Source organism: Martinezella sp. CNPSo 3957, assembly GCF_057784395.1.
The window spans coordinates 373,124-395,615 of record NZ_JBXSOU010000001.1 but is presented as its reverse complement, the minus strand read 5'-3'; the positions used below and the strand labels follow the sequence as shown (position 1 = coordinate 395,615).

Annotated in this window: 19 protein-coding genes; 10 read left to right on the top strand and 9 right to left on the bottom strand. The window is 59.8% G+C overall.

What is annotated here, in order from left to right; translation table 11 throughout:
* Positions 1-59 precede the first annotated feature (59 nt).
* Genes AC13QE_RS01860 through AC13QE_RS01850 form a run of 3 tightly spaced genes read right to left on the bottom strand, consistent with a single transcriptional unit; the run spans position 60 to position 2,358 of the window.
* Complete coding sequence (locus AC13QE_RS01860) at positions 60-1,451, bottom strand: ATP-binding protein (RefSeq protein ID WP_488482330.1); 1,392 nt, start codon at positions 1,449-1,451, stop codon at positions 60-62.
* Positions 1,448-2,119 (bottom strand): response regulator transcription factor, encoded by a 672-nt coding sequence (locus tag AC13QE_RS01855; RefSeq protein WP_015342375.1) that lies wholly within the window; start codon positions 2,117-2,119, stop codon positions 1,448-1,450. The genes AC13QE_RS01860 and AC13QE_RS01855 overlap by 4 nt, the downstream gene beginning before the upstream one ends.
* Positions 2,120-2,121: 2 nt before the next feature.
* Positions 2,122-2,358, bottom strand: a complete 237-nt coding sequence (locus AC13QE_RS01850; RefSeq protein ID WP_015342374.1) for a PepSY domain-containing protein — start codon at positions 2,356-2,358, stop codon at positions 2,122-2,124.
* Positions 2,359-2,617: 259 nt separating this feature from the next.
* On the opposite strand from AC13QE_RS01850, the gene AC13QE_RS01845 reads away from it, so the two are divergent.
* Positions 2,618-6,661, top strand: coding sequence for a Pls/PosA family non-ribosomal peptide synthetase (locus AC13QE_RS01845; protein WP_488482329.1), 4,044 nt, complete (start codon positions 2,618-2,620; stop codon positions 6,659-6,661).
* 7 nt (positions 6,662-6,668) lie between these two features.
* On the top strand, positions 6,669-7,286 hold the full coding sequence (locus AC13QE_RS01840; protein ID WP_488482328.1) for a 4'-phosphopantetheinyl transferase family protein: 618 nt from the start codon (positions 6,669-6,671) through the stop codon (positions 7,284-7,286).
* An 80-nt stretch (positions 7,287-7,366) separates the two neighbouring features.
* On the opposite strand, the gene AC13QE_RS01835 is transcribed toward AC13QE_RS01840, so the two are convergent.
* On the bottom strand, positions 7,367-8,314 hold the full coding sequence (locus AC13QE_RS01835) for a bile acid:sodium symporter family protein (protein WP_488482327.1): 948 nt from the start codon (positions 8,312-8,314) through the stop codon (positions 7,367-7,369).
* 159 nt (positions 8,315-8,473) lie between these two features.
* Between AC13QE_RS01835 and AC13QE_RS01830 the strand changes: the two genes are divergently transcribed.
* Positions 8,474-9,172, top strand: coding sequence for a methyltransferase family protein (locus AC13QE_RS01830; protein ID WP_488482326.1), 699 nt, complete (start codon positions 8,474-8,476; stop codon positions 9,170-9,172).
* Positions 9,173-9,181: 9 nt separating this feature from the next.
* Here the strand turns inward: AC13QE_RS01830 and AC13QE_RS01825 are convergent, their stop codons facing one another.
* Positions 9,182-9,688, bottom strand: coding sequence for a cupin domain-containing protein (locus AC13QE_RS01825; RefSeq protein ID WP_488482325.1), 507 nt, complete (start codon positions 9,686-9,688; stop codon positions 9,182-9,184).
* 134 nt (positions 9,689-9,822) lie between these two features.
* Between AC13QE_RS01825 and AC13QE_RS01820 the strand changes: the two genes are divergently transcribed.
* From AC13QE_RS01820 to AC13QE_RS01805, 4 genes are all read left to right on the top strand, one after another.
* Positions 9,823-10,383 carry a type 1 glutamine amidotransferase domain-containing protein gene (locus tag AC13QE_RS01820; protein WP_132721383.1) on the top strand — a complete coding sequence of 187 codons (561 nt, stop codon included), beginning with the start codon at positions 9,823-9,825 and terminating at the stop codon, positions 10,381-10,383.
* Positions 10,384-10,575: 192 nt separating this feature from the next.
* Positions 10,576-11,394, top strand: a complete 819-nt coding sequence (locus tag AC13QE_RS01815; protein WP_488482324.1) for an ABC transporter ATP-binding protein — start codon at positions 10,576-10,578, stop codon at positions 11,392-11,394.
* Positions 11,391-12,161 carry an ABC transporter permease gene (locus AC13QE_RS01810; RefSeq protein WP_488482323.1) on the top strand — a complete coding sequence of 257 codons (771 nt, stop codon included), beginning with the start codon at positions 11,391-11,393 and terminating at the stop codon, positions 12,159-12,161. The genes AC13QE_RS01815 and AC13QE_RS01810 overlap by 4 nt, the downstream gene beginning before the upstream one ends.
* 34 nt (positions 12,162-12,195) lie before the next feature.
* On the top strand, positions 12,196-13,227 hold the full coding sequence (locus AC13QE_RS01805; RefSeq protein WP_488482322.1) for an ABC transporter substrate-binding protein: 1,032 nt from the start codon (positions 12,196-12,198) through the stop codon (positions 13,225-13,227).
* Between the two features lie 69 nt (positions 13,228-13,296).
* Here the strand turns inward: AC13QE_RS01805 and AC13QE_RS01800 are convergent, their stop codons facing one another.
* A complete protein-coding gene (locus tag AC13QE_RS01800) occupies positions 13,297-13,890 on the bottom strand; it encodes a TetR/AcrR family transcriptional regulator (RefSeq protein WP_165915359.1) in 594 nt (197 codons plus the stop codon).
* A 131-nt stretch (positions 13,891-14,021) separates the two neighbouring features.
* Here AC13QE_RS01800 and AC13QE_RS01795 point away from each other — a divergent pair, with 131 nt between their 5' ends.
* Positions 14,022-15,245 (top strand): MFS transporter, encoded by a 1,224-nt coding sequence (locus tag AC13QE_RS01795; protein ID WP_488482321.1) that lies wholly within the window; start codon positions 14,022-14,024, stop codon positions 15,243-15,245.
* 79 nt (positions 15,246-15,324) lie between these two features.
* On the opposite strand, the gene AC13QE_RS01790 is transcribed toward AC13QE_RS01795, so the two are convergent.
* The 3 genes from AC13QE_RS01790 to AC13QE_RS01780 form a co-directional block, all read right to left on the bottom strand.
* Positions 15,325-15,966, bottom strand: a complete 642-nt coding sequence (locus tag AC13QE_RS01790) for a Pr6Pr family membrane protein (RefSeq protein WP_488482320.1) — start codon at positions 15,964-15,966, stop codon at positions 15,325-15,327.
* A 326-nt stretch (positions 15,967-16,292) separates the two neighbouring features.
* The gene (locus AC13QE_RS01785; protein ID WP_488482319.1) at positions 16,293-17,921 is read right to left on the bottom strand and encodes a thiamine pyrophosphate-binding protein; all 1,629 of its coding nucleotides are present in this window, start codon (positions 17,919-17,921) and stop codon (positions 16,293-16,295) included.
* 333 nt (positions 17,922-18,254) lie between these two features.
* On the bottom strand, positions 18,255-18,587 hold the full coding sequence (locus tag AC13QE_RS01780; RefSeq protein WP_488482318.1) for a hypothetical protein: 333 nt from the start codon (positions 18,585-18,587) through the stop codon (positions 18,255-18,257).
* Positions 18,588-18,917: 330 nt separating this feature from the next.
* Here AC13QE_RS01780 and AC13QE_RS01775 point away from each other — a divergent pair, with 330 nt between their 5' ends.
* Positions 18,918-20,390 carry a nucleobase:cation symporter-2 family protein gene (locus AC13QE_RS01775; RefSeq protein ID WP_488482317.1) on the top strand — a complete coding sequence of 491 codons (1,473 nt, stop codon included), beginning with the start codon at positions 18,918-18,920 and terminating at the stop codon, positions 20,388-20,390.
* Positions 20,391-21,033: 643 nt separating this feature from the next.
* Positions 21,034-22,083 (top strand): porin, encoded by a 1,050-nt coding sequence (locus tag AC13QE_RS01770; protein ID WP_488482316.1) that lies wholly within the window; start codon positions 21,034-21,036, stop codon positions 22,081-22,083.
* Positions 22,084-22,492: the final 409 nt, after the last annotated feature.

The window sequence follows — 22,492 nt, the reverse complement described above, 5'->3', positions numbered from 1 at the left end:
ATTAGCCTCTCCGCGTTTCCCCAAATCGTGAATGCCGCCGAGCACTTGTTGGAATTGTACTAATTTTCCAGCGCCGCCTGCTTGTCCTTGACCAGTCGCGCCGGCAGATTGACGGTGACAGACAATCCGCCCAGGCTGGAGCGGGCGAGCGCCAGCTTGCCGTCATAGGCCTCGACCAGATCCTTGGCGATCGCCAGGCCGAAACCGGTTCCGGCGATGCTTTCGTCCAGCCGCCTGCCTCGGCGAATGAAGGCCATCTCGGCATCCTCCGGCAGGCCCGGACCGTCGTCCTCGATGCACAATTCCACGCCCTCAGGCTCAGGCAACTGCGACAGACGGACCTTCACCTTTCCGGCCGTCCACTTTCTGGCATTGTCGATCAGATTGCCGGTAATGTCGGCAAAATCCGCCTCGTCGATCGCCAGCCACATCTCGGGCGGTGCTACAAGCTCGAAATCGATCTTGCGCTCGCTCGACAGGCGCCGCATGACGGAGATGATCTTCTGGAGATCGGCGCTGGCGTCCATGACGCCGACGGTATGGGCGGCCGCCAGGCTGGCACGGGTTTGCGCAAGCGTTCGCTTGATCTGCGCCTCCATCCGGCTGACCTCCGTCTGGATGGCTGCGGCCCGCTCCGACATGCCCTCTTCCGACAGAAGGCGCGCCGTCGCCTCCAGTGCCGCGAGCGGCGTCTTCAGGCCATGCGCCAGATCGCCGGCGCGCGCACGCGCCTGTGTCAACTGCGTTTCACGCGATGCGAGCAGTCCGTTGAGATCGTCCACGAGAGGCTGGACTTCCCGCGGAAACTGACCGGTGATCTTGCGTGCGGATCGCTCCTGGACCGCCATCAGGGCCGCGCGCAAATCATTGAGCGGCCGCAGCCCGTATCGCAGAAAAGCGATGACGGCCACGATGAGAGCGGCTGAAAGAACGCCAAGGGATGGCGCCATGGCGTAGAAGAAACGCCAGCGTGCCGGCGCAAGCTCGCTGTTGTCGAGTGCCATGACAATATCGACGATCTGGTCGCCCGTGGCCGAGGGGATCGAAATCGACCGCTCAACGGCAAGAAGACGGCTGCCGTTCGGCCCTTTCATATCCGTCGCCCGTCCGGCATCGCGAGGGCGGGCACGCAGCCAGGGCAAGTTCTGCTCCCAGAGCGATTGAGAGCGCAGCTCGACGGTGCCGTTGCGGCCGACCTGCCAATAGAAGCCACCATTCGGAATGCCGAAGCGGGGATCCGTCGGCGTGTCGTCAAGGAAGAGTTGATTGGAGGAATTTATATCGACCGCCGCCAGCAGGACGCGCAACTCCTCATCTATCTCGGAGAGGGCAAGCGCCCTGACGGCCAGTCCGGAAATGGCGTTGATGCCGACCCCGGCAAGAAAGGTTGCAACGATGATCGCCACCACGGAACCCAGCAGCAACCGCCCTCGCAGCGAGAACGGTGTCATGACGGCGGCGCCTCGCGCGGAATGATATAGCCCTGGCCGCGCCGGGTCTCGATCACGGTGCCGTCGAACTTGCGCCTGAGACGCGCGACGACCACTTCGAGCGCGTTCGACAGCAGCTCCGTCTCTTCATCATAGATGCTGTCGGCGATCTGCGTTCGGGAAAGCACGGTGCCGGCATTGTGCATCAGATAGGCAAGAAGCCTGTATTCGAGCGCCGTCACCTGGACCGGCTGCCCGCGAAACGAAACGGTACGCTGGCGTGTGTCGAGTTCCAGCACGCCATTGGAAAGGATCGGAGAAGATTGTCCGGCGGCGCGGCGCATCAGAGCGCGCACGCGCGCCAGAAGCTCTTCCATGCGGAAGGGCTTGGTCAGATAATCGTCGGCACCCGCATCCATGCCGTCGACCTTGTCGCGCCACCCGTCTCGCGCCGTCAATATGATGACAGGCATGCCGCGGCGTTCTGCACGCCAGCGTCGCAGCACCGTCAGTCCATCAAGCTTCGGAAGTCCGAGATCGAGGATGACAAGATCAAAATGCTCGATATCGCCGCGATACCAGGCTTCCTCGCCGTTGCTCACGGTCGAGACGACATAATGCTGATCCTCCAGGCAGCGGCGCATGTCCGCCACAATACTGGGCTCATCCTCAGCAATCAGAATGCGCATTCTCAGCGTCTCTCGATCACGGCAAGTGTTGCGCCGTCGAGCACTATATCACCACGTTTGCCATCCGGCTTCAACACGCGCACGGCATAGGCCTGACGCCCAGCCCGGCGAACCCGCTTGATTCGCAGCACCTTTCCCGGCATTTCGCGCGCAACGACCGCATAGATATCGCGTAGCGGCCGCAAGCTGCCGGCATCTTCGACCAGAACATTGCTATGTATACGAGCCAATGCTTCCATGCCTGGCAAGCTTAGCAGAACCGCTACCAAGAGAACGGACAGCCAGCGGGGCCAGCCGGCTCTTCGCCCGAATATGCGCAACGATATCAATCCTTCTTTCGAGATGGCACACAGGGCTCGCCCTGCAGCGAACCAAGCATAGCTTTCCCAACATTACAATTCACTGACAACGCCCGTAAGAGAGCTGCAAATTGAAGGGTGTATAAGCATGGGCAGATGGCACGCTGATTGTGCCGAGTTTCGTTCCGCAGAAGTTACCATGACTATCCAGATTTCGTCGATTACCCCAAATGCCAGCCTCTCGGTCTCCTCAGGCGGCATTCGGCCTGAGTTCGTCCGCAATGAAACCCTGGTGGACATCTTCAAGGCCACGGTTGCCCGCAGCCCCGACAAGACGGCACTGACCCTGATCGGAACAGACCAGGCGATGACCTATGCCGAACTGGACCGGCTTTCCGATGAGGCAGCGCGTGCACTCAGCCGTCGCGGCATCGGTCCCGGCGATTTCGTCGGCCTTTGGTTCCAGCGCTCCCTCGAGCTACATGTCGCACTTCTGGCGATTCTCAAGGCCGGAGCTGCCTATATTCCCTTCGATGCCGCTGCCCCTGCCGACCGCGTGGCCGTCAGCCTCGCCGATTGCGGCGCGAAATGGCTGTTGACGCATGACGAGAAGGCGGCCCTCGCTCCCGAATTCGACGGCCAGACCCTTATCCTCAAGGCACTGCTCGCAGAAGACGATGATGGCGTCGCGCCCCGCGCCGCCACGCGTGATGATCCCGCCTACGCCATCTATACGTCCGGCTCCACGGGCAAGCCGAAGGGCATCGTCATCACGCATCAGAATATCTGCCATTATCTGCGGGCCGGCAACGACGTCCTCGGCATGGTCGAATCGGACGTCGTTCTTCAGCAGGCTTCGGTCGCCTTCGACCTTTCGCTCGAGGAAATATTCGTTCCCTATCTGGTCGGCGCGACCCTGAAAGTTGCGACATCTGCCGTCATGGCCGAGCTCGACAGGCTGGGCGACGTGCTGGAAACCGAAAAGATCACGGTCATCGACACCGTGCCGACCCTGCTCACCATGCTCGAGCGCGATGTCGAAAGCCTGCGGGTCATCATTGTCGGCGGCGAAGCCTGCCCTCCGGCGATCGTCAGCCGCTTTTCCAAAGCCGGCCGGCGCCTGATCAATACCTATGGCCCGACCGAGACGACTGTGGTTGCGACCTACGCCGAACTCGATCCGTCTCGGCCGATCACGATCGGTTGCCCGATCGCCAACACGACCGCCTACGTCGTCGACGAAAACCTGCAGCTCGTTGCCCGCGGTGACACCGGCGAATTGCTGATCGGCGGACCGGGTGTTGCCGCCGGCTATAGAAACCTGCCGCAGCTGACCGCCGCAAAATTCGTCGCCAATCCCTTCGCCGGCCATGACGATCCGGTGCTTTACCGCAGCGGCGACGCCGTGCTGATGGACGAAGAAGGGCAGCTCCATTTCCTCGGGCGCATCGACGACCAGGTCAAGATTCGCGGCTATCGCATCGAACTCGGCGAGATCGAAACCGTCGTGGGCGAACTTCCCGAGGTGAAGGCCGCATCCGTCGTCGTGCATCGCCCGCCGGATGGCGAGGACATGCTGGTCGCCCACATCGTTACCACGGGCAGCAGCTTCGATCGCGACAAGGCCCGCGCTGTGCTTGCGGCCAAACTGCCGCCCTACATGGTGCCCGCCGCCTGGCATAGCCATGTCTCTCTGCCGCGTCTTCCGTCCGGCAAGATAGACCGCAAGACGCTTGCCGCCATTCCGCTGGTGGCCGATCAACCGACCCAGGCACAAGAGCCGCCGCGCACATGGACGGAGGCACAGCTGTTGAAGGCCGCAACCGAGGCGCTTCGGCTGCGTTCCATCGGCTTCGAAGCGGATTTCTTCACTGAACTCGGCGGCCATTCCATGCTGGCAGCCCGGTTTGTTTCCGAAGTGCGCAAGATCCCGCTGCTCGCCAGCATCGCCCTGCGCGACGTCTATGCCGGCCGCACCCTGCGTGGCATTGCCGCGATCCTGGAGCAGCGCGCCGAGAGCACTTCGGGTCAGGAGCGCAAGAGTTTCGAGCCGGTGCCGTTGCGCCGGCGTTTTCTCTGCGGTCTCGCTCAGGCCGTGGTATTGCCTTTCATCGTCGCGATCGCAACGCTGCAATGGATCGGCCTGCTGCTCGCCTCGATCCTGCTGATCGATGACGGTGCATCGCTCTGGAATGAAATCCTCATTCTCGGCGGCGTCTACCTCGCTCTCAATCTCGGCGAGAAGCTTGTTGTCATCGCCCTGAAATGGCTTGTCATCGGTCGCACGAAGCCCGGCGTCTATCCGCTTTGGGGTACCTATTATTTCCGCCTCTGGCTGATGCAGCGCATCGTCCAACTGACCGCTCCAAAGTTCCTCAAAGGTTCGCCGCTTATCCGCGTCTATATGCGCGCGCTCGGCGCCAAGGTCGGCAATGACGCGATGATCGACGAGTTCGAGGAAGGCGCGATCGACCTCGTGCGCATCGGCGCAAGATCCAGCCTCGGCGTCAAGATCAAGCTTGCCAATGTCGAAGTCATCGGCAATGAGATCCATGTCGGCACGATCGATATCGGCGAAGGCGTGCAGGTCGGCAATGGCTCGGTCATCGGCCATAACGTGAAGATCGGCGACGGCGCCGTCATCGGCGATCTGACGGCGATTGCCGCTGGCACCCATGTCGAGGCTCATACGCGCTGGGACGGCTCGCCCGCTCGCCAGACCGGGCATGCCGAGCACGAAGAGATGCCCGCCCATCCGGAGCTTGGAACCGTCGGACGCGTTTTCCAGTTCGTAGCCTATTTCGTTGCCTACAATCTCAGCGTCGTCGTCGGCCTGCTGCCGATCTTCCCGGCCTTCTATCTGTTCTCGGCCGTGCAGCAGATTTACGCGCCCGGCTCCGACGAAGCCTTGTCCTGGGGAATGATCGCCGCGCTCTCCTGGCCGGCCGCATTCCTGCTGATCGTTGTGTCCATGGCAGTGGTGGTGGCGCTCAGATGGGTGCTGTTGCCTCGCGTCGTGCCGGGCCGCTACTCCATCTTCGGCAATCTTTATTTCCGCAAATGGGTCGTCGGCCTGACCACCGAGGCCATGCTCGAAACCCTAAATTCGCTCTACGCCACCGTCTTCATGCGTAATTGGTACCGCCTGATGGGAGCCAAGATCGGCAAGGGCACGGAGATCTCGGCAAACTTCGCCGGCCGATACGATCTGATCGAAATGGGCCGCGACAACTTCATTGGTGACGAGACCATCTTCGGCGACGAGGAAATCCAGAACGGCTGGATGATACTCAAGCGCCTGAAGACCGGCGATCGCTGCTTCTTCGGCAACTCCTCCGTCATCTCGCAGGGTGCGGTGATCGAGAGCGATTCGCTCATCGGCATCAAGACGCGCCTGCCCGACTCCCTGCACGTCAAATCGGGTGAGACCTGGTGCGGCAGTCCCGCCTTCCAGTTCCCGACGCGCGAGAGGCTACAGGCGGCTGCGAACACCACCTATGCACCGCCGCTCCGCATGCGCCTTGTGCGTATTCTATTCGAGGCCATGCATACGTCGCTGCCGACCGCCATCCTGATCGTCATGGCACTCGCCATGTCCGACATGCTGGCCAGCGAAATCGACAACGGTGCCTGGGGCAGCCTGTTCTGGACGCTGATGGCCGCGGGCCTTGCGACCTCCGGCATCCTCTATCTCGTCGCCGTCGCCTTCAAATGGACGCTGATTGGCACCTACAAGCCGATGAACCGGCCGATGTGGTCGTGGTGGGCGATGCGTACCGAGGCCGTCGCGGTGTTTTACGGCGGTCTCGCCAGCAAGATGCTGCTCGACTATCTGCGCGGCACGCCTTTCCTGCCCTGGCTGCTCCGGCCCTTCGGCGCCAAGATCGGCCAGGGGGCATGGATCAACAGCACCGATATCTGCGAATTCGATTGCACCCATATCGGCGACCATGCGGTTCTCAACATGGGATCCTGCCCGCAGACCCATCTCTATGAAGACCGCATCATGAAGGTCGGCCGTATCACGATCGGCGAAGGCGTCACCATCGGCTCTGGCAGCACCGTGCTTTACGAGGCCAATGTCGGTGCTTTCGCCGAAATCGGATTGCTGACCCTGGTCATGAAGGGTGAGGCCATCCCGCAGGGGACATCGTGGGTCGGCGCACCCGCCCAGGCAGTTCAAGCCGAGCAGCAGCCGGAGCCGGTCACTCAGAAAGAGACCCTGCCCTCCGCCGCTGCGTGAGCGTGGGATGACGACCCCTCGATTCGAGGTCGTCCTGGCGGTCGCTGATGCGATCGCCATCCTTGTCCGCCCGATGCCGGGCGGGCGGGAAGAGCGTGATCAGATCGCGCAAATAGCCTTGAGAGAAGCCACACAACGGGACGATCTTTCCATCTATCGCCGGCCCAGCGAGCGGCCGGCGCTAAGGCCTCCGTATCACGAGCTGGGCGTTTCGCTTTCGCATCGCACCGATGTGCTGCTGGCGGGCTTTGCGCCTAACAGCGCTGTCGGCGTGGATATAGAGGTCGAAGATATCAATGGTTTCGAACCGGCGACCTTTGCCGCCGACCACTTCTCGCCACAGGAAGCGACCGCCGTGGCCACCCTCGATAGCGCAGCGGCGCTGGACGTCTGTTACCGACTCTGGGTCGCCAAAGAGGCTGCCTTGAAGATTAGCGGCCGCGGCATCTTCGACGGGCTGGACGAACCTGATCTGGCGGCGCAGCTGAACCTCCTCCGCACCGATGGCGCAACAATCCATCTTGGCGCCGGGTCGCGGCTGCCGCCGATTGCGCTCGCAGTGACTCGACTTTCCAACGCTGCGGATCAATCCGTCTATTATGCCCTTGCCAGGGATATGCGCTAGCGACGATCCCTCGGTTGCGAGCATTTCGGCCGGAGAGGCGCCGATGGAAACCGCGGCGCCTTCCCGACAGCGTGGATATTTCAGGGACGCGGCGGTGCGTCTGCGTCTTCGCGCGAGGCAAACCAGTTTGCCAGCGTCGCGCCGGAAATATTGTGCCAGACGGAAAAGATCGCGCTGGGAACCGCGGCGATCGGCGAGAAATAGGCCGTCGCCAGCGCGGCACCCAGGCCTGAATTCTGCATGCCCACTTCGATAGCCAGCGCCTTGCGCTTGTAGAAATTGAGCCCGAGCACCTTCGATGCATAGTAGCCGAAGAGATAGCCAAGACCGTTGTGCAGGATAACGACGGCGAAAATCAGCAGGCCGGACTGCACGATGGCCGCCTTCGACGCACCGACGACAGCCGCAACGATCAATACAATGCCGAAGACGCTGACAAGAGGCAGAACCGGTATTGCGGCACGAACCAGACCGGGCACGGCTTTCTGCGCAACAAAACCAAGTAGAAGCGGCACGATGATGACCTGCACGATGCTGATGAACATCGACCAGGCGTTGACGGGCAGATACTGGCTTGCAAACATCCACACGAGGAACGGCGTGACGATCGGCGCAGCCAGCGTCGTCACACTCGTACATGCGACCGACAGCGCTACGTCGCCGCGCGCAAGATAGGTCATGACATTACTCGAGGTGCCGCCCGGGCAGCAGCCGACCAGAATGACGCCGGCGGCGACTTCCGGCGGCATCGGAATGATCCGCGTCAAAAGCAGTGCCAGCGCCGGCATGATGCCGAAATGTGCGATGACGCCGATCGCGACCTCATGAGGGCGACGCGCCAGCTCGCGAAAGTCGTCAACGGATATGGTCAGCCCCATGCCGAACATGATTATGCCGAGAAGCACGACGATCCAGGGGGCAAACTGCTTGAAGACGTCGGGCAGGAAAAAACCGAGGACGGCAAACAGGATGACCCATATGGAAAAGGTCTTGCCGACGAAGGCGGAAAAGGATGCCAGGAATTTCATGGAATCTCCGGGGGGAAGGAGCATAATGATATTCGGCCGGTCTAAACCCGGCGCATCGGGTGTCAAGGCTTCGAACCGCTCGATCCGTCCACTTCCATCATCGATACGATATGAATCCGTCGACGAGCGCAGCAGGTTTGTCCTGCAAGGAGCCAATACATGACTGTTACCGAGCCCGAGCCGATGTCCCGCACGAAGGCCTTATCCTACGCGATCGGACTGCCGCTGGCGCTGCTCGTACTTATCTTTCTGCCAGCCGGTCGTCTCGACTGGCGGCCTGGATGGGTCTTCATCGCGTTCCTGGTGGTGAGCTATGGAATAGCGTTTCTGGTAATGCGGCGCGTGAACCCGGTCATCTTCCAAGCGCGCAGCCGCTTCCAGGCCGGAACCAAAGGCTGGGATCTGATCCTGGTCTCGCTGATCTTGCTTGGGATGACCGCCGAAATACCGCTCGGAGCCCTGGATGCCGGTAGGATGGGATGGTCGGTGATGCCAACCTCCATCATGATCCTCGGTTATCTCCTGCTCGCGGCAGGCATCGCGCTCGCCACGTGGGCTCAGGCGGTCAATCGCTTCTTCGAACCCGGCGTGCGCCTCCAGCGCGAGCGCGGCCAGCACGTCATCAGCGACGGTCCCTACGCCTACGTGCGTCATCCCGGCTATGTCAGCGCGATCTTGATATTTGCGGGGCTGGCATTGGCACTCGGTTCCTGGTGGGCCTTGATCCCCGCCGGCTGGGCAAGCGCCGTGCTGATCCTGCGCACGAGCTGGGAAGATGCGCTGCTTCATAGCGAGCTGGAAGGCTATGCCGACTATTCCAAGCGCGTTCGATTCCGGTTGCTGCCGGGTATCTGGTGACGCTCTGTTTCACCGGTGCTGGGTGTTGCCATGCCAAAGGGAGCGGAGGCCACCGACCTCTCCTTTCAGCGGATCCCTTGCAGGCACGCCAAGTTTTTCGATCATCGCCTGCTGTTCGGCCGTAGGCATTTCCCGGCAAAGATCGGCCACCTGACCTGGTGGATAGCCGCCGATCACAAGCAGATCCTTGCTCGCCTCCAGCCGGCAATGACCGGTTCCGGCCGGCAGCAGCAAGGCGTCGCCGGCCTCGACTGCGATTTCCTTGCCTGCGGGTCCGCCGATCATCAGCCGGGCCTGACCTGCGGCGACGCCCAATATTTCATGGGCCGTCGAATGAAAATGGTGAAAGGAATAGACGCCGTTTCGCCAGAGGCCGCCCCACCCATTGGTTCGAAAGAGCCGTTCGAAAGCCTCCGCCTTGTCGGGACCGTCAAGCACCTGCCGATAGACGATTACCGGAAATCGTCTGTTGTTGGGAACCCAGCCGGACTGCTCGAATTGGATTGCCTGCTCCATCCGTTTTCTCCCTGTCGATTGCCATCATAACCGCCAGATCTCACTGCGGTTCCCGCAGAAACTGGGGAACGATTGCCCGCGGCTGGGGTTTGGAAACGGGCATTCCGATCAACGATACAGCGAAAGGATAGATCATGCCTTCCATCAATTCCGCACATATCCTCATTCTGGCGACGGACGGCTACGAACGTTCGGAACTTCGCGTTCCCCTCGACGAACTCAGGAAGCGTGGCGCTGACGTCAAGGTTGCCTCCATCAAGAAGGACAGCATCAAGAGCTGGGACAAGACCGATTGGGGCGACAGCGTCGACGTCGATATCATGGCCAAGGATGTCGACGTGAACCAGTTCGATGCGCTGGTACTGCCGGGCGGCCAGATCAATCCCGACAAGCTGCGCCTCGAAGCAGACGCCATGCGTGTCGTCCGCGAGTTCCTGAATTCCGGCAAGGTGGTCGCCGCCATATGCCACGCACCCTGGCTGCTCGTCGAGGCCGACGCATTGCGGGGGCGCCAGGCAACCTCCTATTGGTCCATCAAGACGGATGTCAAAAATGCCGGCGCGACCTGGAAGGACGAAAAGGTCGTGACCGATGAAGGCATCATCACGTCCAGGTCGCCCGACGATCTTCCGGCCTTCGTCGACAAGATCGTCGAGGAAGTTCAGGAGGGCCGGCACCGGCGGCGTGCAGCCTGACCGCTCGATTCCAACGAAACTTGCGAAGCCCCGACAGCAACTGTCGGGGCTTTCGCATCTTTTCCCTGCAGCAGAACGGGAGCAGAGCCAATCCGCATATTGACTGGCCGGGCATGCTTTGATCTGTTGGCCGAACATGACAATGCCTGATGGCCGCCGGAGGTAGACGGATATCGGGGAGGAAAGCAGGGCATGACGATGGAGGCTGTGAGGGCGATCAGCCTGAAACAGGTGGCGATTTCCTTTGAAATGGCCGGCAAGGCACGGTTCGATGCCGTAGCGGCGACCAATCTGGAGGTAGGAGCGCATGAGTTCGTGGCCATCGTCGGCCCGACGGGCTGCGGTAAATCCACCCTTCTCAATGCGACGGCGGGCCTTTTGACGCCGGCGTCCGGCACGGTCGAAGTCTTCGGCCAGCCGCTGAAATCCATCAATAAACAGGCGGGCTATCTCTTCCAGCAGGATTCGCTGATGCCGTGGAAAACGGTTCTCGAGAATGTTGCGATCGGACTAGAGATTGCGGGAACGGATACGGCCGAGGCAAGACGGATTGCGAGCGATTGGCTGGGGCGCGTTGGCCTTGCCACATTTGCCGATCGTTTCCCGCGCATGCTCTCAGGCGGCCAGCGCAAGCGGGTCGGTCTCGCCCAGGTGCTCATCCGCAATCCCAAACTGCTCCTGATGGACGAGCCCTTCGGGCCGCTCGATGCGCAGACCCGGTTGATCATGGGCGACCTCCTGCTCAAGCTCTGGTCCGAGGACCGCAAAGCCGTGATGTTCGTCACCCACGATCTCGATGAGGCCATTGCCCTTGCCGACCGCGTCGTCATCATGTCGGCAGGTCCGAAGTCCCGCATCATCGGCGACTTCAAGGTCCCCTTGGAGCGGCCGCGCGATATCGGCGAGATACGCCACGATCCCGTATTCAACCGGCTGCATCGCGATATCTGGCAGGCGCTGCGCGATGAGGTGATGACCGCCTATCGCCAGAGCAGCGGAGAGATCGCATGAACCGTTCTCTCCTTCTCCTGCTGCAGATCCTGGTGGCCGTGGTCCTCCTGACTATCTGGCATCTCGCAACGAATACCGGCATTTTCGGCAACCCGAAAACCATATCCTTCTTCTTTGCCGATCCGCTCAAGGTGGCGCAGCGCGTCATTCAATGGTTTGCGTCGGGATCGATCTGGTATCACCTCTGGATCACGCTATCGGAATCGATCCTGGCCTTTCTGCTCGGCGCCTTCGGCGGCCTCGTCTTCGGCTTCTGGTTTGCGCGCCGGCCTCTAATTGCTGCCGTCTTCGACCCTTACGTGAAGGCGGCGAACGCGCTGCCCCGCGTCGTGCTGGCACCGATCTTCGCGCTGTGGTTCGGCCTCGGTATCTGGTCGAAGGTGGCGCTCGGCATCACCCTTGTTTTCTTCATCGTCTTCTTCAACGTCTATCAGGGTGTCAAGGAAGTCAGCCAGCCGGTGCTGTCCAATGCCCGCATGCTTGGTATGAACGAGCGACAGCTGCTGCGCCATGTCTATCTGCCATCCGCGCTTTCCTGGGTGTTTTCCAGCCTGCATACCTCGGTCGGCTTTGCCGTCGTCGGCGCCGTTGTCGGCGAATATCTGGGCTCGGCCGCCGGCCTCGGCTATCTCATCCAGCAGGCCGAGGGCGTCTTTGACGTGACCGGCGTCTTTGCGGGCATGGTGGTTCTGACTGCCTTCGTCCTGCTCGTGGACTGGCTGATGACGATGGTCGAAAGGCGCCTGCTCGCCTGGCGCGGCCAATAGCGCATTGAGAATAGCGAAGTGGAGGAACAAGGACATGGAACGCAGGACATTTCTGATCGGAACAGCAAGCTTCGGTATCGGCGCATCGCTTGCCGGCATCCTGCCCGCCGCGGCACAGGATGCGAAACCGGAAAAGCCGGATCTATTGATCGGCGTCGGCGGCAAGCCGCTGCTCTACTACCTGCCGCTGACGATCGCCGAGCGGAAGGGCTTCTTCAAGGAAGAGGGTCTCAACGTCACCATCAATGATTTCGCCGGCGGTTCGAAGTCGCTCGAAGGCCTGATCGGCGGCTCGCTCGATGTCGTCGCCGGCGCCTATGAACATACGATCCGCATGCAGAACAAGGGGCAGGATATCGTCGCGATCTGCAATCTCGGGCGCTTCCCGGGCATCGTCATCGCCGTGCGCAAGGATCTCGCCGGCGAGATCAAGTCGATGGCGGACATGAAGGGCCGCAAGATCGGCGTGACCGCGCCAGGCTCCTCGACGGCGCTGATGTTCCAATATGCCATGCTGAAAAACGGGCTGAAAACCGACGATGCATCGCTGATCGGCGTCGGCGGTGGGGCCGGCGCGGTTGCCGCGGTCAAGAGCGGTCAGATCGACGGCCTTTCCCATCTCGATCCCGTCATCGCGCAACTGCAATATGACGGCGACATCAACGTTCTTCTAGACACCCGCACCGAAGCCGGCACCCGTGCGCTCTTCGGCGGCCCGAACCCGGCCGCAACGGTCTACATCAAGCGCGAGTTTGCCAAGGAAAACCCGATAACCACGCAAAAGACGGTCAACGCCTTCATGAAGGCATTGAAGTGGATCTCGTCGGCAAGCCCGGATGACGTCGCCGGCGTCGTGCCGGAGGAATACCTGCTCGGCAACCGCGATCTCTATATGCAAGCCTTCAAAAATTCCAAGGAGATGTATTCTCCCGACGGCATGGTCACGATGGAAGGCTATAATTCCATGATGGGTGTCCTGAAAACGCTCGATCCCGAGCTCGCCAATGCCGACGTGCCCTTTGACAAGACATTCGATCCGACCTTTGCCAAGGCCGCAAAGACCTGATCGAAGCAATGGACGACAAGCGATAGCCCGACTGTCGCGGTCGTCCACGGCGTCACGTCCCTACTCAAATCAGCCCTTCTCGACCCGCAATCCTTCGAGAAACGTGCGGAAAGCGCCGACCGCCCGTTTCGAAGTCGTCTCTGGATCGTCCGAATTGGCGATCCATTGCGCGGCACAGCTGCTTGCTGCGTTGATGAGGCGAGCGCCGGCTTCCGGGTCTATATCGACGATGATACCGTCTTCGCGAAGGCAGCGAAGGCTTTCTGTAATCGTGGCGATACAGCCGTTGGCGCTCGGCCATCCGGAGGGTTCGCCGAGCACGGCCGGACCGTCACGAAACATAATGCGCTGAATTTCCGGCTCCAGCGCCATCTCGACGTAACCGACATTCTCATCGACGAACGCCTGCCAGCGCGACGGTGCTTGAGATGAGATCTGACAGAGCCTTGCGGTCATTTCGGCATCGATCTCGTTGACCACGGCCTGCAACAGGCCCTTTTTGTCGCCGAAGTGGTGATAGAGAGCCCCTCGCGTCAGCCCCGCCGCCGCTGTAAAATCATCCATCGATGCCTCGGCATAGCCGACGCTACCGAACGCCTTACGGGCAGCGCTCAGCAGCTTGGCTCGCGTTTCGGCAATCATTTCACTGCGAGGTTTGCGCATTGCGTCTCCGTCGGCTCTTCACATTTATTGGCATACGCCGCGTATATTAGTTGACATACGCAGCGTATGCAATTATTCATTAACATACGCCGCGTATGCGTACGCAATCTCGTCAATCGAGGAATGTTCCGATGTCCAATCCATATAGAGAGATTTTCCGAGCGCCCGGAGCCAAAGGCTTTTCAGCCGCCGCCTTCTTTGCTCGTCTTCCGCTTGCCATGGCGCCGATCGGCATCGTTGCCATGCTGTCGCAGACGCGTGGCGAATATTGGCTGGCTGGCGCGGTTTCGGCCACCTTCGCTCTGACAAATGCTTTCGTCTCGCCGCAGATATCGCGCTTCGTCGACCGGCTCGGTCAAAGTGCCGTTGTCGTGCCGACCACCATCATTTCGGTCGTTGCCTTCATCCTTCTGGTCGTCGCGGCAAATCAGGGCTGGCCCGCCTGGACACTGTTCGCATCGGGCTTTCTTGCGGCTGTCATGCCGAGCATCCCTGCCCTGGTACGTGCGCGCTGGACGGAAATTTTTCGAGACCGGCCCGAGTTGAACACGGCTTTCGCATTCGAATCGGCAGCCGACGAACTCGTCTACATCACCGGGGCATCCCTTTCCGTCGGACTTGCCGTCTCGTTATTTCCGGAAGCCGGAATGATCGCCAGCACCACCTTCCTCGCGCTCGGATCAGCAGCCTTCCTGATGCAGCGATCGACGGAGCCCAAGGTTCGTGCAATTGATGCCGAAGCGCCGCAGCACTCGGCGATCTGGCAGCGGCCGGTCCAGATCATCACGCTTGCGCTGATCTTCGTCGGAGCCACCTTCGCAACGGCGGAAGTCAGTGCCGTGGCCATCACCAAGCAGCTCGGCGAACCGAGTGCCGCAAGTATCGTCATCGGTGTCTATGCGCTCGGCTCCTTCATCGTCGGCCTCATCATTGGAGCGCTGAACCTCAAAATGCCGCTGCAACGTCAGCTGCTGGTGGCCGCCACCGTCCTTGCCATCACCTCCCTGCCGCTTCTTGTAGCCAGCACCTCGGTCGCGCTGCTCGCTTTTGCCGTTTTCCTCAGCGGCGTCGCCATTTCACCGACCTTCATCACTGCCTTCGGACTGATCGAACGCCGCGTACCGGAGGCCATGCTGACGGAAGGAGTGACCTGGGTCATGACCGGCATCGGTATCGGCATGGCACTCGGCGCCTTCGTCTCCGGCTGGGTGGTGGATAGTTTCGGCCCCGCCAACGGCTTCTGGGTTTCAGTCGCGGCAACCATCGCAGCCGTCATCGTCATAGCGCTCGGCCAGGCAAGCCTTTCCGGCGCACGAGCCCCCAGCACGGCCGCCGTTACACAGCTGGCCGAATGAGGAAACAGGAGAGCCACCTGCAGCGGCATATTGCTCCGTGACGAATGTGCCCCGGGACAACATTGCCTATTCCCGCAGCCTATGCGCGCCGAAAGACCCGTTGCCGGGTGCTGACCCAGTCGAGAAAAGTCAGCACCCCTCCCAGAACCAGAAAGGCTGCTGCCAGCAGCCCCATGTTCAGCAGGACGGCTTCAAGGCCGATATCGCGAACGTCCAGGAACGGGTATGGGTAGAAATGAGAGATATATCCATGCGCAAGCGTATAAGCGGAATAGGCTGCGGGAAAAGCCAGCCACCAGAGCACATCGCGCCAGGAAAGCCTGCCGCGTTCACTCAGAAAAATCCAATCCAGGGCATACAGCACCGGAACACAATAATGGAGTACCTGGTCTCCGAGCAGTTGCCAGCCGCGAGGGTGCCAAATGTCCCTTAGCATCAAAACATAAACGATGCCCGCAATCCCGACGTAAATGAGAACGGCGCTTCGGATCGACGGCTTGCTCGCCCATTGGCCAATCGACGAGCGCGACGCGATTTGCGCGCAAAGCAGTGTCGCGGCGAGGAGAAGATTGGACTGTATTGTAAAATAGCTGAAGAAATTCAACGTCATGGTCAGCCGCGAAACATGCACGCCCGGTATGATAGCGAAATATGAGATCGCGATACCCGACAAAGCAAGCAGGGCAAGCAGACAGCGATAGATGCGAATCAAGCCGGCCACGATGCCTCACCTGCTGATTTAACGCCGGAGCGAAGGCCGAAGGAATTCAACATCAACCCGTTCGATTTCATCGAAATTCTATAGCTCATTGAGGACAAGGCGCGCCTTGAAACTTCCGCCAATCCGCCGACCTCCGCGGTAAGATCGACGGTATTGGAGACATATATCGTCTCGCAGAAGACTATTCGATTGCGGCAAATCAAAAGCAAGCATCGAACGGCTGAAGAAATCCTCCGGCCACGAGGTGACGACAGCTCTTGGCCAAGTCGATGTCGACATGTTGAGCCCTGAAAGCGGTTTGCCTCTCGTGCCCTCGGAGGCGATTGTCAGATGCGCATCCGCGGCACGTCATTGGGATCGAGACGCAGCTCGATCAGCACCGGGCGATTGCGATTCCGGATGGCGTCCAGGGCACTTTCAAGCTCGTCGGCCGAGCTGACCGCAATACCGTGACCGCCAAGCGCGGTCGCGACCTCGGCAAATGAGGGCCAGTTGAACAGGGTGAGGCCCGGGTCCATCTTCCGATCGCGAAACTGGATATGTTCGGCTCCATAAGCGGAATCATTGCAGACGATGACGATCAGGTCCTGCCCAAGACGCACAGCCGTATTGAACTCGTTGACGCCGCTCATCATGAAACCGCCATCCCCGGTGAAAAGCACCACCGGCCGATCCGGCGCAGCAACGCTTGCGCCGATTGCTTCCTGCAACCCAAGGCCGATCGAGCCGAAATTTGCCGTCACCACGAAACTCCTCGGGTCGCTGATGGAAATTCGGCACCAGACCTCGGTCATGAAACGACCGCCGTCGGTCACAAGCACCCTGTTCTTCGGCAGAGCTTTTTCCAGCTCTTCGAGCGCCCAGATGTAATTCACATATCCCGTATTCGTCTTGCCGCGCCGATCGGATGGGTGGGTGGTGAGCGAGGGGACATCCAGTTCGTGCGTGAAGCCGCTCGGCGGAATTTCCGCCTCGTCCAGCCAATGAACGAAATTGTCTGCCGTCAATCCTGCATCGGCTACCAGGGCTGCATCCGGATGAATGTTCTTGCCGATGGCGCGCCCATCCATATCGATCTGAACGATGCGCTTGCCCTTCAGGAGCTTGCCCCGGTCGGTGGTGAAATCATGCAACCCCGCTCCGAAACAGATCAGGCAATCCGTCCTGGCAATCAAGTCATAAGCTGCAGGCGTGCTGAGCGTGCCGAAAATGTCCATATTATAGGGATGACCGCCGAAGAGCCCCTTTGCTTTCAAGGTCGTCGCAAGCGGAGCCTCCAGCCGATCCGCCAGCCGGATCAGCTGATCGCGCGCACCACTAGCCCCGCCACCTGCGAGGATGAGTGGACGCTTTGCCGAAGCGATCATGCCGATGGCCCTGTCCAGCGCGTCACCCTCGGGCACATATCCGGGAGCATCGAAGACTTCGAAGACAGCCCGCTCGTGAGCCTGTTCGCACCACATGAAATCGGCCGGCATGTTCAAGACGATCGGACGCCGCTCGACCCGGGCACGGTAGAAAGCGCGGGCAACGTCCCGGGTTGCAGTTTCCGGCGAGCGCATCTGCTCGAAGCCGGCGCCGGTGGCCTTGACGACCTCGCGCTGGTCGATGCTTTGCAGATGGTGCGGGTTGACGACCGGCGTGTCGCCCGCCAGGAGCACCATGGGGATGGAACCGCGGGCGCCTTCAGTGAGTGCGGTGACGCAATTGGTCAAAGCCGGACCGTGGGTCACGCTCGCCACACCCACCCTGCCCGCGACATGGGCATAGGCAAGCGCCATCAGAACCGAACTACCCTCATGCGCTGCCGGCACGAAGCGGCCGCCGCATCCGCGCACATAATGGTCGATAATAAAGAGATTGGCATCCCCCATGAGACCGAACATCGTGCCGACATCGTGATCGCGAATCGCCCTCGCGATCGACTGGTATACATAAATCGCATTGTCGGTCATTTAAGTATTTTCCCTCCCGCACCGCGTCAGATCGTTGATGCTCAGAATATCAGGAAGGTCACGCAAGAGGTGCGCGATTTGGAGACGAATTCCCCCGGCGAGTACAAGATAATCGCTGCATTGTCGTATGTTGCGCACAATTCGCGCATGGATAAATGTGACGGTTTCCACATGCGTAACTTCAGGCTGATGAGGCGGTGTCATCTCGGCCTTGTAGAAGGGACGCTGGCATAGAGACGGCAATGTTGCTGTCCAGGCAAACCCGAGGCATCCACAAAAGCGAACGGGCTCGTTCGCAAAATTCATATGGCCAAGGAAGGAACTTGCCCCGTCCTATCGGGGAAGATGATGCTCCTCGCCCGCAAATGTCTGCTTGGCGTCGTCGAGCTTGTTGTAACCTGCCTGTATGATATCAATATCGCATGCGTGACCGATGCCGGCCAATTTATAGAGCACGTCACCGACGGCTATATCCACGCGCGGCTTGTTCTTCGAATAGACTTTCTCAACCATCGGCTTGATAGCCGCTTCGGTGCCGCCTGCGGCAAAATAAAGCTCCAGAGCACGGCGCAGAAACGCATCTCTGCGATCATTCAAATCCATCAGAGACTCATCGCTTACAGTCGATGCCAGCATCCTGACGGCCTTATTTTGGTATTCACTCATATAATTCATCCAAATCTTCTGAACGATATTCGAATCGAAAATCTAATATAGGCTCTGCACGTCTATTCTTTCCCGAGACTGAATCGGTTTCGGCAGTTGCATAAGCCTGCGGGGCGATGCGGAGGCAGATGAGTTTTCGTCCGATTTCAGGTGAATAGCGATCTGTCATTTCCGAACGTTCACCAAGACTGCGGTCCGTCCATGAGAAGGGATGCGCCCTTCAGATAAGGTGTTTCGCATTTTTCTATAAAGTCATGTGATGGCGCACACCGTAACGTGCAACGCTCGTTTGGAGGAAACGAGAAACGCAAAGGTATGGAGGAGATTACCTTGGCAATAGCAGCAGAGGAAAATACCGCACGCCTATCCCCCGAAGATGAAAAACTCGGCATCGGCGCCAATCTGGCCTATGGGCTTCAGCATGTCCTGACCATGTATGGCGGCATCGTCGCAGTCCCGCTGATCATCGGCCAGGCATCGGGTCTGACTCCGGCCGACGTCGGTCTGCTCGTGACCGCATCGCTGTTTGCCGGCGGCCTCGCGACCATCCTGCAGACGATCGGGATACCATTTTTCGGAAGCCGCCTTCCCCTCGTACAGGGCGTATCCTTTTCCGGCGTCGCGACGATGATTGCCATTACCGGGCATGGGGGCATACAGGCCGTTCTCGGTGCGGTCATTGCGGCATCCTTCATCGGGCTCCTCATCACGCCCGTCTTTTCGCGCATCACGCGCTTCTTCCCGCCGATCGTAACCGGCATCGTCATAACAACCATTGGCCTCACCCTCATGCCGGTTGCGGCGGGCTGGGCCATGGGCGGCAACAGGAACGCGCCGGATTTCGGCAGTCAGGCCAATATCCTGCTCGCCGCCGCAACACTCTTGATCGTACTACTGCTCAGCAAGGTGGGGAGCGCTGCCATATCGAGGCTCTCGATCCTGCTCGCCATCATCATCGGCACGGGGATCGCCTATGCAGCCGGCATTGCCGACTTCTCGCGGGTGATGAACGGGCCGCTTGTCGCTCTGCCGCAGATCTTCCATTTCGGCTATCCCGTGTTCGATATGGCGGCGGTCATCTCGATGTGCATCGTCATCATGGTGACGCTGGTCGAAACCTCGGCGGATATCCTCGCCGTTGGCGAGATCGTCGGCACCAAGGTCGATGCGCGCCGGCTCGGCGACGGCTTGCGCGCCGATATGCTGTCCAGCATCCTCGCCCCGGTCGTCGGCTCCTTCACGCAGAGCGCCTTTGCCCAGAATGTCGGCCTTGTGGCCGTGACCGGCATCAAGAGCCGATTTGTCGTGGCGACCGGCGGCCTTTTTCTCGTCGCCCTCGGCTTGCTGCCGATCGTCGGCCGCATCGTCGCTGCCGTTCCGAGCTCCGTCCTCGGCGGGGCGGGGCTCGTCCTCTTCGGGACGGTCGCGGCAAGCGGTATCCGCACACTCGCCAAGGTCGACTATGAGAACAACATGAATCTCATCATCGTGGCGACCTCGATCGGCTTCGGTATGATCCCGATCGCGTCGCCTGGCTTCTATGAACATTTTCCGGCATGGGTCATCACCATTTTCCACTCCGGTATCAGCTCGGCGGCATTGATGGCGATCACGCTGAACCTCCTATTCAACCACCTGACGACCGGAAACTCGGATCAGCAATCGGTCTTCGTTGCTGGAACGGAACGTCTGATCCGCTATCAGGACATTGCCGGCCTGCATGACGGCGATTATTTCCTGAACGGCAAGCTTTACGACGCCAATGGCGCGGAAGTTCCATTGGTCCCCGCGGAAGCCCATTAAAACACAGAGGGACCTGCTTCGGCGGCTTCAAAGCATTCTGCACGGCTGAGAACCTTGTGAGCCGGACGGTCCCACAATCGCGCCGGTCTCGCAATCCAGCCATTTGGCCGGGGGACATGGGCTGCTGAAGCATTGCCCGAGTCCGCAAGTGGCCTGCGGCCAAGTTCGGCTTCAGGCGCACTGCCGAGCGGCACTTTTGCCTCTCCATCCGTAGATTGACAGGTCGAAACCACCATCCCCGATCCCTCCGCAATTCATCTAACTGACTTGAGTGAGATTGCATCCGGATTCGCCTGCCCAGATACCTCGGTAATGACTGTATAGTTTGTATTCTTTACTTACTATTTTTACGAAATTTCGATTGTTAACATACATTTTGTACGTTTATTACGTATAGATTTCTAATATACTTCATATACATACTAAGATCGCGTGATTTTATGGTGTATTTTTGCATCTTTGACGAATTTATGACGATAATTACTTTATCACTTCGAATTATTCTATTCCGATGCGTCAAAAGCCCCGCTAGCGTGCCGATACGAAAGTCTTTCGGGCTTTCGGTTAGAGGGAACGCCTAATTGATGAACGTGGTGGAAAACCTCCGGCTACGTTCCGATCCGGCAAATCGATTGGAGAAAAAATGAATATCAAGAGCCTTCTTCTCGGCTCCGCTGCTGCGCTGGCAGCAGTATCCGGTGCCCATGCGGCTGACGCGATCGTCGCTGCTGAGCCCGAGCCGCTGGAATACGTTCGCATCTGCGACGCATACGGTGCTGGCTACTTCTTCATCCCGGGCACGGAAACCTGCCTCAAGATCGGCGGTAAGGTTCGTACCGAAGGCAAGTGGTACGACGCCTACAGCCCAGACACTCACTTTGGCACTCTCTGGCACACGCGTGCTGAGCTGCAGCTGCAGACGGCAACCGACACCGAATACGGCGCGCTGAAGACCAACACCGAGCTGCGTTGGGACTGGAACGACGGCAACGCGACGTCGACCAACCTGCTGCACGCCAGCATCAGCCTCGGCGGCTTCACCGTTGGTAAGGAAGACTCGCAGTTCAACGTCTTCACCGGCTACGCCGGCGACGTCATCAACGACGACGTGATCGCTGATGGCCCGTACGAACTCAACCAGATCACCTACAACTACGACGCCGGCAACGGCTTCACGGCTGTGATCTCGGTTGAAGACTCGAACTCTGGTAAGGGTGCAACTGGCGCCAACGGCGAAGACAGCACGAACCACTACCTGCCTGACGTTGTTGCCGGTGCTGGCTACAAGGCTGGCGCATGGTCCTTCAAGGTCGTTGGCGGTTATGACTCGATCGTTGAAGAAGGCGCTATCAAGGCTCGCGTAGACGCTGACTTCGGCGTATTCGACGCCTTCTTGATGGGCGGCTGGAACACCGACGGCAAGAAGCTCAACAAGTATGCGCCTGGCGATTCGATCGGCCAGAGCTGGGGCGACTGGGCAGTTTGGGGCGGCGTTGGCGTACCGGTCAACGAAAAGCTGAAGTGGAACCTCCAGCTCGCTTACACCGACAACAAGACTTTCTCGGCAACCACGAACGTCAAGTGGAAGCCGGTCAAGAACCTGCTCATCGAGCCGGAAGTCACCTACACCAACTGGGACTCCATCAACAAGGACCAGTGGGCTGGCATCCTCCGCTTCGAGCGCTCGTTCTAATCTGATCTGAACTAGACCTCCGATCAGAGACGGAAGAAGACCTGGTTTCCCTCCGGGTCTTCTTCCACAATTCGTTAAAGCCGTACCGGCTGCCATTCCAATCCGCATGACACGCGCCTCCCTAATATGCGAGAGGAAGCGCACGCGTTACGGACGCGAAACTTTTCGGCCTCGTGGGGCCTGCGCCTACTGCGATGAAGGCGCGCCAGGGGCTAAGATTGCTTTCGCGCGCCTCTCCGTTGTCGCACATTGCCCGTCGCGAGACCCAAGAAAGCTCGTTCCGCCCCTCAAAATCCGAAGATGATACCGCCGACGCACCTTGAACTAGCCAAGAAACCTTTCGCGCGGCATCTTCTACGGCACCTCAAGGTCGAATCCGGCAGAGTCAGCTTCGTATTTGCGAATGTGT